This window comes from Ruegeria sp. AL1 (genome assembly GCF_056540905.1).
This window is the reverse complement of the sequence record NZ_JBQFXP010000002.1, coordinates 119,573-134,405: the sequence shown is the minus strand read 5'-3', so window position 1 is coordinate 134,405 and position 14,833 is coordinate 119,573. Positions and strand designations below refer to the sequence as shown.

Genomic DNA, 14,833 nt, shown 5'->3' with positions numbered 1-14,833 from the left:
AAAATCTCCCTCACCTACAGTCAGAATGTATGATGAGGGAGAATGCGCGCAAGAGGCTTAAAGGGCAGCTTTGAACAGCGCGGTCAGGTTGTCTTCGGTCAGCTCAATCGGGTTGCCGCCGCAGGACGGGTCTATGATCGCGCCTTTGACCAGTTCAGGGATCGACGCCTCGGTCACGCCCAGATCGGAGAGTTTGCGCGGGATGCCCAGCGCATCGTTGAATTCCTGCACAAAGGCGCGGAAACCGTCAAAGCCGCCCTCAATGCCCAGATAGGCCGCGGCCTGTTGGAACCGGTCGGCGATGGTAGGGGCGTTGAAATCCAGCACAGCGGGCATACAGACCGCATTGGTGGTGCCGTGATGGGTGTTGAACACCGCGCCAATCGGATGGCTCATCGCGTGGATCGCGCCGAGGCCCTTCTGGAACGCCGTCGCCCCCATCGCCGCCGCGCTCATCATCTGGGCGCGCGCTTCGATATCGGTTCCGTCAGCATAGGCGCGCGGCAGGTAGTCCTTGACCAACCGCATCCCTTCCAGCGCGATGCCCTGAGACATGGGATGGTAATGCGGGCTGCTGAACGCTTCGACACAATGGGCAAAGGCGTCCAGACCGGTGCCCGCGGTGATGAACTTAGGCATGCCCACAGTCAGTTCCGGGTCACAGATCACGACCGTAGGCAGAACTTTGGGGTGGAAGATGATCTTCTTGGCGTGGGTTTCCGAATTGGTAATGACACTGGCGCGCCCCACTTCGGACCCGGTGCCAGCCGTTGTCGGCACCGCGATGATGGGCGCGATGGCGTCCCCATCCGCACGGGTCCACCAATCGCCGATATCTTCGAAGTCCCAAACCGGGCGCGTCTGACCGGCCATGAAGGCGACCATCTTGCCCAGGTCCAGACCCGATCCTCCACCAAAGGCAATCACCCCGTCATGACCGCCCCCATTATAGGCGGCAACCCCGGCTTCGAGGTTCTTTTCATTGGGATTCGGGTCCACGTCGCTGAACAGACCGCGGCCCAGCCCTGCGGCCTCCATAATGTCCAGCGTGGCCGTGGTGATCGGCAGGTCGGCCAAACCCTTGTCCGTGACCAGCAGCGGGCGCTTCATTCCGGCGGCGGCACAGGCCTCGGGCAGTTCCCTGATCCGGCCAGCGCCGAATTTGATCGCGGTCGGATAGGACCAGTTTCCAACAAGTGTCATGTCAGATTTCCTTTTGTTTTGAGGCCTGCCCCGGTGAGGGGGTCACTCCGGGGCAGGCAAATCGTCCTTAGGCCGTGACCTTCTTCAGGTGGTAGGATTTGGGACGTGTCAGGTTGTGGTAGCCGATAACAGACAACCCGCCGCCGCGTCCGGTGTTCTTGCAGCCCGTCCAGCACAGGCCCGGATCCAGATAGTCCGCGCGGTTCATGAACACGGTGCCGGTCTCGATCTGGTCGCCAACACGCGCAGCGCGCTCCACATCGCGGGTCCACAGGCTGGCGGTCAGGCCGAATTCGCTGTCATTCATCAATGCGATTGCCTCGTCATCCGAGGACACTTTCATGATGCCAACGACAGGCCCAAAGCTCTCATCCCGCATCACGCGCATGTCATGGGTGACATTTGTCAGAATTTGCGGGGTCAGATAAGCACCGCCATCATCTTCGGGGAAGGGGTCGATATGAGCCACCGCCCCCGCAGCGACGGCCTCATCAATCTGTGCCCGGACCTCGTCGGCAAACCGCACATTGGCCATCGGACCTATCGTTGTCTCGGCATCCAATGGATTGCCCAGCTTATAGTCCCTCACAATCTCGACCGCTTTGGCAACAAACTCATCATAGAGGCTCTCATGCACGTAGATCCGTTCGATCCCGCAACAGCATTGGCCCGAGTTGAACATCGCCCCGTCGATCAACGTGTCAACCGCCACCTCCAGATCAGCATCCTCCATGACATAGCCGGGGTCCTTACCCCCCAGTTCCGTCCCGACACCGGTAAAGGTGCCCGCCGCAGCCCGCTCCATCGCCTGCCCGCCACCTACCGATCCGGTGAAGTTCACGAAATCGAAGGCGTTGCCCGCGATCAGGTCGTTGGTCACATCGTGGCTGAGGAACACGTTCTGAAATACGTCCTCAGGCACACCAGCCGCATGAAACGCCTGCGCCATACGCTCGCCCACCAGAAGGGTCTGCGTGGCGTGCTTAAGCACCACGCTATTGCCCGCGATCAGCGCAGGCGCTACCGTATTGATCGCCGTCATGTAAGGGTAGTTCCAGGGCGCCACCACAAACACCACCCCATGCGGAATACGTTTGATATAGCGCTGAAAGGTCTCATCCTCACCCACGGCAATATCGGCCAGCGCGTCCTCGGCAATCGCAGCCATATGGCTGGCGCGCTCATTGAAGCCACCAAACTCGCCACCATAACGCACCGGACGCCCCATCATATGCGCCAGCTCGGGCACGATTTCGTCGTTCATCGCACCCACAGCGGCCACGCCTTCCATCACAAGATCAATCCGCTCCTGCAACGGCCGCGCCGTCCACTTCGCCTGCGCCGCACCTGCCCGTGCGACGGCCGCCATTGCCGTATCCGCCGACAGCACCTCACGCTCTGCAAAAACCGATCCATCAACCGGCGAGACACATTTCAACATCTGCCCCATCTTCACTCCATCTCGAATGACAGCAGGATCCCTGCTTCATCTGGCTAAAAATATCCCGGGGAGCGCGAGGGGCTGGCCCCTCGCTCCTGTCCCTCAAGCTCGCTCAAACCCGCGAGCAATCTCCCAATCAGTCACCACCCGCTCGAACTCTTCAATCTCCACCTCAGCCGCGCGGGCATAATGATCCACAACATCATCCCCCATAGCCGTCCGAAGCATGCCCGACCCGTGCAACGCATCCCGCGCCGCACGCAGGTTGCCCGGGATCATCCCCGTCTCGCCCTGATAGACGTCCCCCTTGGTCGGAGGCTGCAACTCCAGCCCCTCCTCAATCCCCGCAATCCCGGCAGCAAGCATACCCGCTATCGCGAGATAGGGATTCATGTCCGAGCCCGGAATCCGGCACTCCACTCGCACAGCTTTGGTGCCATCCCCACACAGGCGGAACCCTGCGGTACGGTTGTCCACCGACCAGATGATCCGCGTGGGCGCAAAGGTGCCTTTCATGAACCGCTTATAACTGTTGATATAAGGGGCCATGAAATAAGTGTAATCCGCCGCGTATTTCAGCAATCCAGCCATATAGCTCTTCATCACCACCGACATCCCAAGCGGATCTTTTTCGTCGAAAAAGATTGGCTCCCCACCAGCCCAAAGCGACTGATGGACGTGCGAGGAACTGCCCACTTTCTCATGATGCCACTTCGGCAAAAACGTCGCCGCATGCCCGTGCTGCCACGCAATCTCTTTCACCGCGTTTTTCGCGATCGAATGATACTCGGCGGTCTCCATCGCGGGCGCATATTTGACATTCAACTCTTCCTGCCCGGTCTCGGCCTCACCTTTCGAGTTTTCAACCGGTATCCCCGCATCCCACAAATGATTGCGGATCGGACGCATCACATGCTCTTCCTTGGTGGTCTGAAGGATGTGGTAGTCCTCATTGTAGCCCGAGATCGGTTCCAGATCGCGAAAGCCTTCCTTGCGAATCTGATCAAAACTCTTCTCGAACAGAAAGAACTCCAACTCCGTCGCGCACATTGCGTCATAGCCCATCTCTTTCAGACGATTGACCTGACGCTTGAGAACCGAACGCGGAGCATGTGCGACTTCCTCATGCGTGTGATGATCCAGCACATCGCACATCACCATCGCCGTGCCTTCTAGCCATGGCACCGGGCGCAGCGTCCCGAGGTCCGGTTTCATGACGTAATCGCCATAACCCCGCTCCCAACTGGTCGAGGCGTACCCGTCCGGGGTGCCCATCTCAAGGTCGGTCGCTAAAAGGTAATTGCAGCAATGAGTCTCTTCCCAGGCTCCGGCAACGAAATGGGCGGCATGAAACCGTTTTCCCATCAGACGGCCCTGCATATCCACCATGCAAACCAACACAGTATCAATTTCTCCGGCCGCAACCTGTGTCTTAAGATGCTCGAATGTCAGCATAGATTACCTCTGAGATGTGCGAGAATTTTCGCCGAAAATTCTTGGTCTTCGAAAAAGCCGGCCCGCCAAGAAGCGGGCCGGCCAATGGCATTACCCGTAGCGGTACGGCCGTCCGGCCTTCAGCATGTCGGTGTTATATTGCTTGAAGATGTCCACAACTTTCGCCTTGATTTCGGACTCGGCGGCGATCTCATCCCAGAACACAACCGCTGCTTCTTCGACCTGTGACCATTCTTCATCCGGAATCGATGTCAGCTGCAGCTTGTCACCATTGACGCGCAGGCTGGCTTCGCCACCCCAATACCACCACTGGCGATAGTAGTGAGACTGGTCACAGCACACCCGGAACAAGGTCTGCAAATCCTCGGGCAGTTCATTCCAGCGATCCATATTGGCAAAGAACGACCCCGCCCATGCTCCCGAAATGTTGTTGGTCAGGAAATAGTTGGTCACATCCGCCCATCCAACAGTGTAATCTTCGGTGATGCCCGACCACGCGATGCCATCCAATTCGCCGGTCTGAACGGCAACTTCGATGTCTTCCCACGGCAACGTAACGGGCACCACGCCGAACTGGCTCAGGAATCTGCCTGCCGTCGGGAAGGTAAAGACGCGTTTGCCCTTCAGGTCCTCAAGGCTGTTGATCGGATCCTTGGTCGCAAAATGGCACGGGTCCCAGGCTCCTGCCGAGATATGCTTGACGCCAACCTTCGAATATTCCTCGTCCCAGATCTCGTTCAGACCGTATTGGTTGAACAGCACCGGCACATCCAGAGAATAACGTGAGGCGAACGGGAAATACCCGCCGAACACAGTCACTTCGGTGGGCGAGGCCATCGAATCGTCATCCGATTGCACCGCATCGATGGTGCCCCGCTGCATGGCGCGGAACAGTTCACCGGTCGGGACGAGCTGATCGGCATAGAACAGCTCGATCTGCATCCGGTCCCCGGCAATCTTGTTGAACATATCGATAGCCGGATCAATCACATGGGCGGCCAGCGCCGGACCCGCATAGGTCTGCATCCGCCATGTGATCGTGCTTTGTGCCAGCGCAGGCGTCGCCAAAGGCGCGGCAGCGACACCAACCCCGGCTGTCTTCAGAAACTTGCGTCTTGTTGTCATGTTTTCGTCCTCTCCAGTTGGGTTTCGATTTGTGATGCCTTCCGGCACTCTGATTATCTCACATGCAGCAATGTGCGTTGGCGGTTTGGGTCACGATGTTCTGCCCGGGCCAGGTACTGAAACCGCCTTTACATCCATCACTTCCCGTTTGCATCGACATGGCCAGCGTTCCGGTCTGATTATAAGTCGGATCGCCACCCGGGCGCGATTTTGCGCCCAGATCGGACACCCAGCCGATCGCGCATTTCGAATAGCCTTTGCCATGCGCCGCTTTCACTTCAGCGCCCGAGCACAAACGCGCCCCGTTGGCGGCGCACAGGCTGGCCGCTGCTCCGTAGTTCAGAACGTAGTTCACGCCCGGCGGCGAGGCGTGAAAGATACAGAACCCGTATTTTTCGACCGACCCGGGGTCAGCGCATAGCTCTGAGCGAACGGATTTGATCGCTTCATAGTGAGTCGAGATCTCGTCCCGCTTGGCTTCCACTTCGCTTTGCATTGCGGAAATGGCCTGGCTGGCTTCGCTTTCAAAAACGGCGTCCACCGCCTCGTCAAGAGTTTCGCGGACATCTGACAATGTGACAATTCCGGTTATCCCGAAAACCGCCGCGATAGCCGTGATTGCAGCGCCGCCATACAGGATGCGGCTTTCGAGCTTTTGAATGCGGAGCTCCAGTTTATGCGAAGTCTTGTCCTCGTCCATTCTGCGTGCCTCCTGGATCATTTGCCGTAAACGTAATCTGGCAGCCACAATGCGATCTGCGGAAAAACCATGATGATCGACAAAGCCAGCACCATCACCAGAACAAATGGCAGAATGGACCCGTATATGTCACGCAGAGTAATTTCCGGCGGTGCCATCGCGCGCATCAGGAAAAGATTATATCCGAAGGGGGGCGTCATGTACGCGATCTGGGTGGTGATCGTATACAGCACCCCGTACCAGATCAGGTCAAAGCCCAGCGCACCAACCAGCGGCACATAGAGGGGCGCAACAATCACCAGCATCGCGGTGTCGTCCAGAAATGTGCCCATGACGATAAAGCTCAACTGCATCAGGATCAGGATCATCCAGGGTGACAGTCCCAGCTGCGCGGTAAACAGGTTGTCGATCGCCCTGACCGCTCCCAATCCGTCGAACACCGCGCCAAAACCCAATGCCGCAAGGATGATCCACATGAACATGCACGAGATCGCCAGCGTCTGCTTGGTGCAATCCTCAAAAATCTTCCAGGTCATGCGCCGTTTCACGACCGACACAACCAGCGCCGTCAGCGCCCCGATCGCCGAGCTCTCCACCAACGAGGTCCAACCGTTCACAAAAGGCACCATCATAGCCGCAAAGATGATCAGCGGCAGCGCCCCTGCCCCCAACAGCCGGATTTTCTCGGCCCGCGGCACGGTGTGCGCGTCTTCCATAGCCGGGCCTAGCTCGGGCTGGATACGGCAGCGCACCCAAATATAAAGGATGAACATCCCGGCCATCAGCAGACCCGGCACAATCCCAGCCAGCCAAAGCTGCCCCACGGGTTGCCGGGCAATCATCGCGTAAAGTACCAGCACGACCGAGGGTGGCACCAGAATACCCAGGCTGGAGCCCGCCTGAATGACCCCGGTAACCATGGTCTTGTCATACCCCCGCCGCAGCAACTCGGGCAACGCAATGGTGGCGCCGATGGCCATACCCGCAACGCTGAGCCCGTTCATGGCCGAAACCAGAACCATCAGACCGATGGTTCCTATCGCAAGCCCGCCGTTTACCGGGCCCATCCAAACATGGAACATGCGATACAGATCATCAGCCAGACGGCTTTCCGACAGCACATATCCCATGAAGATGAACATCGGGAGGGTCAGCAGCGGATACCATTTCATCAGCTTCATCGCGGCAGAAAAGGTGATGTCCTGCCCGCCCGTGCCCCACAATGCCAACGCGGCAACGGTGGCAACGGCACCGATCGCGCCAAAGACACGCTGGCCCGTGAACAGCATCAGCATCATCGACGCAAACATGAAGATGGCAATGTATTCCTGGCTCATGCCCGACGCACCCCGATCTCCTGCCCGTTGATCCTGGCGATGTCCTTGAAGAACTCTGATATCGCCTGCAGCAGCATCAGAAAAAAGCCCAACACCATGATCGACTTAATCGGCCAGATATAGGGCCGCCACGCGGTAGATGAGCGTTCAAGCCGTCCGATCTCTTCACTGCCGGTCAGCAGTCCGGTGAAGTACGACACCGGTTCTGTGCCCCAGTAACCAAGACTGTAGGCGGTCGAGCCCAGCCCACCGTAAAACAAAACCCCCAGATACAGGATCAAAAGCAAAACGGTGAAAGCGTCGAACCACGCTTTCTTGCGATGGCTCCAGTTGTGATAAAACAGGTCCATCCGCACGTTCGATCCCAATTGGATCGAATATGGCCCGCCCATGATGTAATAGGTCACCATCGCGAACTGCGCCATCTCGAGCGTCCAGAGCGAAGGCAAAAAGAAGGTCTTCGAGATCGAGGACCACAACAAGATTCCCATCATCACAAACAGGCCCCACATCATGACCCGCCCGACCCGGTAGTTGATCGCATCAACCACGCGGACATATGCCCCCATGACGCGGATCACCCAGCTGCCCCCTCTTCGAACCCGGCCAGCGTGCGCGTGATCCACGGCACCAGACATTCCGCAGCCTTGCTTTGTTGCCGGGGTGTCGCAATCAGATCATTTCTGAGCTCGATCATCACGTTCAGCAGCCCGTTGGGCAGAGCCTGCGCATCCAGCGTGTGTGCAACGCCGTCGGCGGCCGAATAAGGCTCGTTCATACGGGTCACATAAGGGTTATCGACGGAATACCCTGCCATCATCGCGCGGGCGAACCTGTCGTCGGCACCGTGCAGAATGCCCAGTTCGACTTGCCGTCGCTGACCCAGATATACAGGGGTGAAACTGTGAATTGTCACCATCAGTTCCAATGAGCTTCGATGCGTCCTTATCTGGTCTGACAAAGCTGTTCGAAACGGATCATAGACGTTGGTAATCCGCGCCTTGCGCTCATCAGATGACAGCGCAGCGTTTGCGGGAATATCAACGTCTTCGCTGCGCGACGGCATTGCACCAGCGGCTTCGGGCGGCCGGTTGCAATCATAAACCAGACGCGAGACACCCCCATAGACCAATGCAGCAGATAAACGTCCGGCAATCAATTCAGCTACGGCCAAGGCCCCCGGATCCCAGGCGATGTGACTATCCAACGCCGCGGCATCCAGCCCCATGGTGCCCAGAAATTCCGGGATACGGTTCGACGCATGCTCGCACACCACCAAAACCGACGGCGCGGTGCCCGCGTTTTCTGTGTGAACAACTGTGCCGAAGTCCAATCTGCTGCCCTGTGATTCCAAGAATGATCGGTTCTGGAAAAATTTCCACAAGCATTACACATCTGTCAATAATTTTCCTGTTAAAATTACACCACACTTGAACTTGATGAAAAATTATTCACACTGACACCGAAACGCTGAGAGGAGGATCTTAAGTGCGTGTGACGGATCGGCTGTTGGCCCATCGTGACAAGATGACACCTTCCGAGCGGCAACTGCTCGGCGTTTTGCTGGACGACTACCCTATGGCCGGGCTTGGTGGCATCACCGAGCTGGCGACGGCCGCGTCGGTTTCGACCACGACGGTTGCCAGAATGCTGCAAAAAACCGGGTTTGACGGCTATCCGCAGTTTCAGGCCGCCCTGCGCAGCGAGGTCAAAGAGATGATCTCGGACCCCGTTGCCAAGCGCGATGTCTGGAAAAACGATCTGCCCGAGGAACACATTCTCAACCGCTACTCCCAGCAAACGCTCGCCAACCAGAAACGCACGATTGACGAGATTGATCCGTCGGAATTTGACAGTTTCTGCAACCTGTTATGCGACCCCTCCCGGCGGATATTCATCACCGGCGGTCGCATCACGGGCACTTTGGCGCAATACCTGTATCTTCATTTGCAGATGATACGACCGGATGTGCGCCTTTTGCCGGTGGCCGCGTCATGGACCCATGAATTGCTGGATATCCGCAAGGATGACGTGCTGATCGCACTGGATGTTCGGCGCTACGAAAATACGACTTTACTGATCGGCCAGCTGTGTCAGGAACGCCAGGCGCAGATTGTTTTGCTGACGGATCAGTGGCGCTCGCCCATTCATCGCATGGCCAAGCACACCTTCGCGGCCCGTATTGCCGTACCGTCGGCATGGGATTCGATGGCTGCGATCCTGACTTTGATGGAATGTGTCATCGCCGAAATGCAGGAACGGCTGTGGGATTCGGTCAAAGACCGCACGGATGAGCTGGAACAGGCGTTCGACCGCACCAAGCTGTTCAGAAAATTTGGCCAAAGTTCAGGCTCTTAACTGTTACAAACCCCGCAATTCTACAACTGCGCGTGAGGAGTGTTGCCAGCCGCGCGGCAGAGGTTCACTTTGGAGCCATGACTTTTGTGACTGAAAATCAATTACCGTTGCTGATCATCTTCTTCTTGATCGGGTTGATCGGCACTGGATTTCTGTTTCGCAAGCCAGCCGGACATCGTGCCTGGAAGCTGGCCGATCTGGTCTGGGTTGTACTGGGCGGCATCGGTGCATTGGTGGCGGTTCTGGCGGGGCTTTATACCTCGGACAGTTCTCGACTGGACCGGCAGATCGACGTCGCCTACGCCGCCACGCTTGCTTTTGACAGGGATGCCGCGCGCTTTCGGCTGCGCTTTTGTGATCCGGCCTATGACCCGGATACCGGGGTTTTGTGCGAAAAGGTCGAGTTTCTGTCGGCCTCAACCGCCAGCAACTCAGAATTGCCCTTGTTTATCGCCGTTACCAACGAAGTGGCCCCCCTGCAGGGGCTTCAGTTTCTGTTTGGACGTCAGGACAAGGACGACATGGATGACATGCGCGAAATGACCGCCAAGGCTGACGCATTCAACATCGATCAGTTTCTCGTTTTCACGACTCTGGACGAAACCACCCAAGCCGCCATCGACAATATGCGCCGCAAAGTGCCCGCGATTGCGGGCGACTATCTGATTTTGGCGCAAAGCTATGACGATCTGGTGGATCAGGTCGGAAAACTGAAAGACGAGTGGGAGTATCTGCAGGCCAACGCGCATATTCTGGTTTTGCAGATCGTCGCGCTGTGTTTGGTGAGTTTTGCGGCGCCCTTCCGACTGGGTAAATCCATCGTGGAGCTACGCTCGGCCTTTAGCGCCGATAGGACTGCGCCAGAACCTCGGGGTCCGCGCCGCAATAATACCGGGTCAGCGTCCAAAGGTTCCAAGCCCCCCTCCGGATCCAGCCCTGACGGGTATAGCGTTCCGCACTCGTGACTGCGGCCGCATTCAACACCACAACACGCGGCAGTGCCCGGATCAGGGCGACATCTTCCATCAGGGGGACATCCGGAAAACCGCCCGCAGCAGCATAGAGCCGCCGCGGCACCAAAAGGCCCTGATCCCCGTAGGGTAGCCCGAACAACCGAGTGCGCAAATTGGCCCATCCCGCGACCCATTTGGGGCCAAATCCCGTTGCACGGAACACAAGGCGGAAAGCAGCCGGGCGCGGCGAAGTCAGGTGCTCTGCCACGACTGCGCTCCAACCAGGTTGCAGTTCGGTGTCGGCGTGCAGGATCATTAGCCATTCGCCTTTTGCCGCATCGCAACCCCGCCGCAATTGCCCGCCGCGTGATGGCACTCCGGTGATAATCACTGCCCCCGCCTCGTCAGCCATTTCAAGCGTCAGGTCGGTGGAGCCGCCATCGGTCACGATCAGCTCGCGGATCAGCCCAGAATGCAGCCCTTCCATCAGCGCCTGCAAAGTCGCGGGCAGCTCTTTCCCGGCGTTCAGCGTCGGGATAACGATACTGATCGGTGCGGACACGTCGGAAACCCTCTGGTCATGGCGTTGCGAAAGCCTATATCACGGTGCCAAACCCAAAGACGAGGACCAACCCATGCCCAATCGCCGCATTTTGCGCCTGACCGGGACGGATACCGACAGCTTTCTGCAGGGGCTGATCACAAACGACATTCAGCGCCTTGATAACGGGTTGGTCTACGCAGCGTTGCTGACGCCGCAGGGCAAGTTTCTGGCGGATTTCTTTTTGAAACGCGACGGCGCGGATGTCGTGCTGGACGTTGCAGAAACGATAGCCGATGACGTGATCAAGCGGCTGTCCATGTATAAGCTGCGCGCGGATGTGCGCATTGATGCGACCGACCTGAACGTGCAACGCGGAACCGGTCCGGCCCCCGACGGTGCCCTGCCCGACCCGCGGCACGCTGATCTGGGCTGGCGCAGCTACAGCACCAATCCGGAAAGCGATGACGGCACTGATTGGGACGCGATCCGGGTGCGCCACTGCATTCCGGAAACCGGGGTCGAGCTGACGGCGGACAGCTACATCCTGGAATCCGGGTTCGAGGCACTGAATGGGCTGGATTTCAAGAAAGGCTGTTATGTCGGTCAGGAGGTCACAGCTCGCATGAAACACAAGACCGAGTTGCGAAAGGGCCTGAGGACCGTCGACATCACAGGCAGCGCACCAATCGGGGCCGAGATTCAGGCCAATGGCAAAGCGGCGGGGGTCGTGTTCACCCAATCCGGCGGCAAGGCCATCGCCTACCTGCGCCTTGACCGGGCCAAAGGAGAGATGACCGCCGGCGACGCAACCCTGCATTTGCCGGAATAACGATGTTGCCGATGCATCACCCTGCACAGGTGGCACCTTGCTGAGTGTTTGACGTCCTCCGAGCGCGCGGTATCACTGTAAGAGGTGGACGTTTCGGGATGTATGCATGTTTCGGCTTTATACCGCGATCTGGCGCGCGAGTGCCGGGCGGCAGATTGTTCTGATTATCCTGTCGCTGGCTGTTGCCGCCCTCGCAGCCGCACCGCTTGAGTTTCAACGGGACATCATCAACCACCTGACCAAGGACAACGTCGAGGCCGAGCGGTTGTTCCTGCTGGGTGCCGGAATGATGGGAGTCATCCTGCTGAGCCTCGGGTTAAAATGGCTGTTGGGATACCGCTCGGGCACATTGGGCGAGGACATGATCCGCCTGATCAGACGACGATTACTGATGCGCGCGTCTGATCTGCGCGCCAGTGGTCAGGAAACACGCGAAGGCACCATGACAACAGCGATTTCAGCCGAGGCGGAAGAACTTGGCAAGTTTGCTGGCGGGGCCTTTGCCGATCCGGTGGTGCAGATCGGAACATTGTTCAGCGTGATCGGGTATATCTCATCCACACAGCCAGAGCTTGGGCTGATCGCGCTGTCGATGATCTTGCCGCAAATCGCCATCGTCCTGATCTCACAACGCCGAGTGAACCGGTTCATCGCTGATCGTGTACGTATTTTGCGACATGCCACCGACCGGCTGACGGATGAAGATATACAGGCTGCCGTTCATGAAATCGACGCCGAGTTCAATGACATATTCGAAACCCGTCGAAAAATGTTTGTCTGGAAATTGTCAGCCAAATTCCTGCTCAGTGTGATCAACGGGCTTGGAACCGTTGGCGTCCTCATGCTGGGCGGTTGGCTTGTTTTGCAAGGGCGCACAGATGTTGGCACCGTGGTTGCAGCGACAAGTGGCCTCAGCCGCATTCAGGGACCGACATCGTTTCTGATTGCATTTTACCGCCAGGTAAGTGCCAACCGGATCAAGTTCGAACTGATGCTGGAACTGTTCGGTCCCGACCCTTCACGGTATCGAAGAATCGACGACCGATAATAAAGAAAACCGCACCAAGGCAGGCGCGGTTTTCAACACGGCTGTGGCGCTGCGATCAGGCGCGCTCAGAATATTCCATCGATTCGGTGTTCACGACGATCATCTCGTCCTGACCGATGAACGGCGGCACCATCACCTTGACGCCATTGTCCAGTACAGCAGGCTTGAATGAGTTCGCGGCGGTCTGGCCTTTGACGACCGGTTCGGTCTCGACAATCTTGCAGGTGACCTTCTGAGGCAGCGTCGCATTCAGCGCTTCGCTCTCGTAGAACTCGACCACGATGGTCATGCCGTCCTGCAGAAACGGGCGGCGTTCGCCCAGCAGTTCGGCGGGCAGTTCGATCTGCTCGTAGGTCTCGGAGTCCATGAACACCAACATGCCATCGGATTCGTACAGAAACTGTTGATCTTTCTGTTCCAGGCGCACACGTTCAACCTTGTCCGCCGAGCGGAACCTTTCGTTCAGCTTTGATCCATTGCGCAGGTTGCGCAGTTCGACCTGTGCAAAAGCGCCGCCTTTACCGGGTTTTACGTGGTCCACTTTGACCGCTGCCCACAGCCCGTCATTATGTTCAAGCACGTTACCGGGGCGAATTTCGTTCCCATTTATCTTGGGCATGACATAAATCCTTCACAAACGGTTGATGCGTCAGTTGTCGTCCCTATATCTGGCGGGACACCACCTGGCAAGACAACGATACCTAGTGCTGCACATGCAGAAAGCCATGCACATTACGCAACGTAGCTATGCATTTTTGCTGTATCCGAATCGCGCTGAATAGGTCATAAGCACCGCTACGCCGAAAATTGCAAGAGCAAGAACAACAAGGAAGACGAGATGAGAGATTTCGTTGACGGCACTGCCTTTAACAATGAGCAGGGGAACCGCGCTCGGAAACTGTTTGCGGCTGTCGTACTGGCTGCTTTGGACGATGCCATTGCGGACGACAAGAAATATGGCAACGGCCCCGAGCAGATTGCCCGCTGGGCGCGCTCGCGCGATGGGCGCGAGGTTTTGTCCTGCGCCGGGATCGACCCGAACGAACGCGTGGTCAGCGGCCTGATGGAATTTGTGGGCCGTGGTGTTCGCACCTCGGTTGCGCTGTCTCGCGAAGAAAGCGAGCGCCGCAATGCCGCACAGCAGGCCGAAGCAGCCTGACCAATAAACGCGACCTACAGAAAAAACGCGCTCTTTCGCTCAGAGCGCGTTTTTCATTGGCCTGAGCTGGCTTTGCTCTTCAGAAAAACAGGATCCACTGGCGCGCAACCCAGATTTCAGCAGCCAAAAGAACGCCAAAGAACAGTGTAGCGCCTGCACTTATCCCCCGCCGCCACAGCACAACATATGATAAAACACATGCAAGCATCGCCACTGGCGCAACCCAGAGCGCGTGGTGTGAGCTGTCCCAATAGCTGACCGGGCTGTGGAACACCCATGCGGTGATTGGCCAGAACTGCGGCCGCCCGTCCCCGGCATGCAGAAAGAAGTCCAGCCCCAGATGCAGCAGCCCGGCCCCGGCCATCACAGTCAGAAATGCCCATCGCCGCCAAAGGCCCAAGATCAGAGCGGCGGCCCAGAGCAGAAATGAATTGTCGATGGCGAACACCGTCTGCCATTCGGGCGAATAATAGAGCTGTCTGAATACCACCTGCTCGGGGATACCCAGCAGAAACAGCGATACCCCGGCCAGAATATAAAGCGAAGCATCCGGCAGCAGCGATCCCAGCAGCGCTGCCGCAAGCACAGGGCCACGCGCAGGACGGGCAAAGACCGCGGCCCCGATCAAAAGATGCGCGGGCGTGTTCATCTGGGGCTTTTCCTTTGCCGTCAAATCAGGTC

15 protein-coding genes and 1 pseudogene are annotated in these 14,833 nt (G+C 57.8%); 5 read left to right on the top strand and 11 right to left on the bottom strand.

Features of this window, described 5'->3' with window-relative positions; translation table 11 throughout:
- Positions 1–57 precede the first annotated feature (57 nt).
- The 8 genes from ACRZ9X_RS03730 to ACRZ9X_RS03695 all read right to left on the bottom strand — a co-directional run bounded on the left by ACRZ9X_RS03730 (position 58) and on the right by ACRZ9X_RS03695 (position 8,594).
- Complete coding sequence (locus ACRZ9X_RS03730; RefSeq protein WP_480516022.1) at positions 58–1,203, bottom strand: iron-containing alcohol dehydrogenase; 1,146 nt, start codon at positions 1,201–1,203, stop codon at positions 58–60.
- A 67-nt stretch (positions 1,204–1,270) separates the two neighbouring features.
- A complete protein-coding gene (locus ACRZ9X_RS03725) occupies positions 1,271–2,653 on the bottom strand; it encodes an aldehyde dehydrogenase family protein (protein ID WP_480516021.1) in 1,383 nt (460 codons plus the stop codon).
- A gap of 93 nt (positions 2,654–2,746) precedes the next feature.
- The gene (locus tag ACRZ9X_RS03720; RefSeq protein ID WP_480516020.1) at positions 2,747–4,099 is read right to left on the bottom strand and encodes a glutamine synthetase family protein; all 1,353 of its coding nucleotides are present in this window, start codon (positions 4,097–4,099) and stop codon (positions 2,747–2,749) included.
- 90 nt (positions 4,100–4,189) lie between these two features.
- Positions 4,190–5,224, bottom strand: coding sequence for a TRAP transporter substrate-binding protein (locus ACRZ9X_RS03715; protein ID WP_480516019.1), 1,035 nt, complete (start codon positions 5,222–5,224; stop codon positions 4,190–4,192).
- Positions 5,225–5,282: 58 nt separating this feature from the next.
- A complete protein-coding gene (locus ACRZ9X_RS03710; protein ID WP_480516018.1) occupies positions 5,283–5,924 on the bottom strand; it encodes a Link domain-containing protein in 642 nt (213 codons plus the stop codon).
- Between the two features lie 17 nt (positions 5,925–5,941).
- On the bottom strand, positions 5,942–7,261 hold the full coding sequence (locus ACRZ9X_RS03705) for a TRAP transporter large permease (RefSeq protein WP_480516017.1): 1,320 nt from the start codon (positions 7,259–7,261) through the stop codon (positions 5,942–5,944).
- Positions 7,258–7,830 (bottom strand): TRAP transporter small permease subunit, encoded by a 573-nt coding sequence (locus ACRZ9X_RS03700; protein WP_480516575.1) that lies wholly within the window; start codon positions 7,828–7,830, stop codon positions 7,258–7,260. The genes ACRZ9X_RS03705 and ACRZ9X_RS03700 overlap by 4 nt, the downstream gene beginning before the upstream one ends.
- A gap of 8 nt (positions 7,831–7,838) precedes the next feature.
- Positions 7,839–8,594: an N-formylglutamate amidohydrolase gene (locus ACRZ9X_RS03695; protein ID WP_480516016.1), complete on the bottom strand. Its 756-nt coding sequence runs from the start codon at positions 8,592–8,594 to the stop codon at positions 7,839–7,841.
- Between the two features lie 155 nt (positions 8,595–8,749).
- On the opposite strand from ACRZ9X_RS03695, the gene ACRZ9X_RS03690 reads away from it, so the two are divergent.
- Positions 8,750–9,619, top strand: coding sequence for a MurR/RpiR family transcriptional regulator (locus tag ACRZ9X_RS03690; protein WP_480516015.1), 870 nt, complete (start codon positions 8,750–8,752; stop codon positions 9,617–9,619).
- 77 nt (positions 9,620–9,696) lie between these two features.
- Positions 9,697–10,452, top strand: a pseudogene (locus ACRZ9X_RS03685) (hypothetical protein); the annotation flags it as partial.
- Positions 10,453–10,459: 7 nt separating this feature from the next.
- On the opposite strand, the gene ACRZ9X_RS03680 reads toward ACRZ9X_RS03685, so the two are convergent.
- Positions 10,460–11,134 carry a TIGR04283 family arsenosugar biosynthesis glycosyltransferase gene (locus ACRZ9X_RS03680; protein WP_480516014.1) on the bottom strand — a complete coding sequence of 225 codons (675 nt, stop codon included), beginning with the start codon at positions 11,132–11,134 and terminating at the stop codon, positions 10,460–10,462.
- A 73-nt stretch (positions 11,135–11,207) separates the two neighbouring features.
- Here ACRZ9X_RS03680 and ygfZ point away from each other — a divergent pair, with 73 nt between their 5' ends.
- Entirely contained in the window at positions 11,208–11,945 is a 738-nt protein-coding gene (gene ygfZ / locus ACRZ9X_RS03675) for a CAF17-like 4Fe-4S cluster assembly/insertion protein YgfZ (protein ID WP_480516013.1), read from the top strand.
- A gap of 106 nt (positions 11,946–12,051) precedes the next feature.
- Positions 12,052–12,993 (top strand): ABC transporter transmembrane domain-containing protein, encoded by a 942-nt coding sequence (locus ACRZ9X_RS03670; RefSeq protein ID WP_480516012.1) that lies wholly within the window; start codon positions 12,052–12,054, stop codon positions 12,991–12,993.
- Between the two features lie 55 nt (positions 12,994–13,048).
- On the opposite strand, the gene efp is transcribed toward ACRZ9X_RS03670, so the two are convergent.
- The gene (efp, locus tag ACRZ9X_RS03665) at positions 13,049–13,612 is read right to left on the bottom strand and encodes an elongation factor P (RefSeq protein WP_480516011.1); all 564 of its coding nucleotides are present in this window, start codon (positions 13,610–13,612) and stop codon (positions 13,049–13,051) included.
- Between the two features lie 219 nt (positions 13,613–13,831).
- Here efp and ACRZ9X_RS03660 point away from each other — a divergent pair, with 219 nt between their 5' ends.
- Complete coding sequence (locus ACRZ9X_RS03660; RefSeq protein WP_037310273.1) at positions 13,832–14,152, top strand: DUF6280 family protein; 321 nt, start codon at positions 13,832–13,834, stop codon at positions 14,150–14,152.
- A 79-nt stretch (positions 14,153–14,231) separates the two neighbouring features.
- Here ACRZ9X_RS03660 and ACRZ9X_RS03655 read toward each other — a convergent pair whose 3' ends face one another.
- Entirely contained in the window at positions 14,232–14,801 is a 570-nt protein-coding gene (locus ACRZ9X_RS03655) for a cobalamin biosynthesis protein CobQ (protein ID WP_480516010.1), read from the bottom strand.
- Positions 14,802–14,833 lie beyond the last annotated feature (32 nt).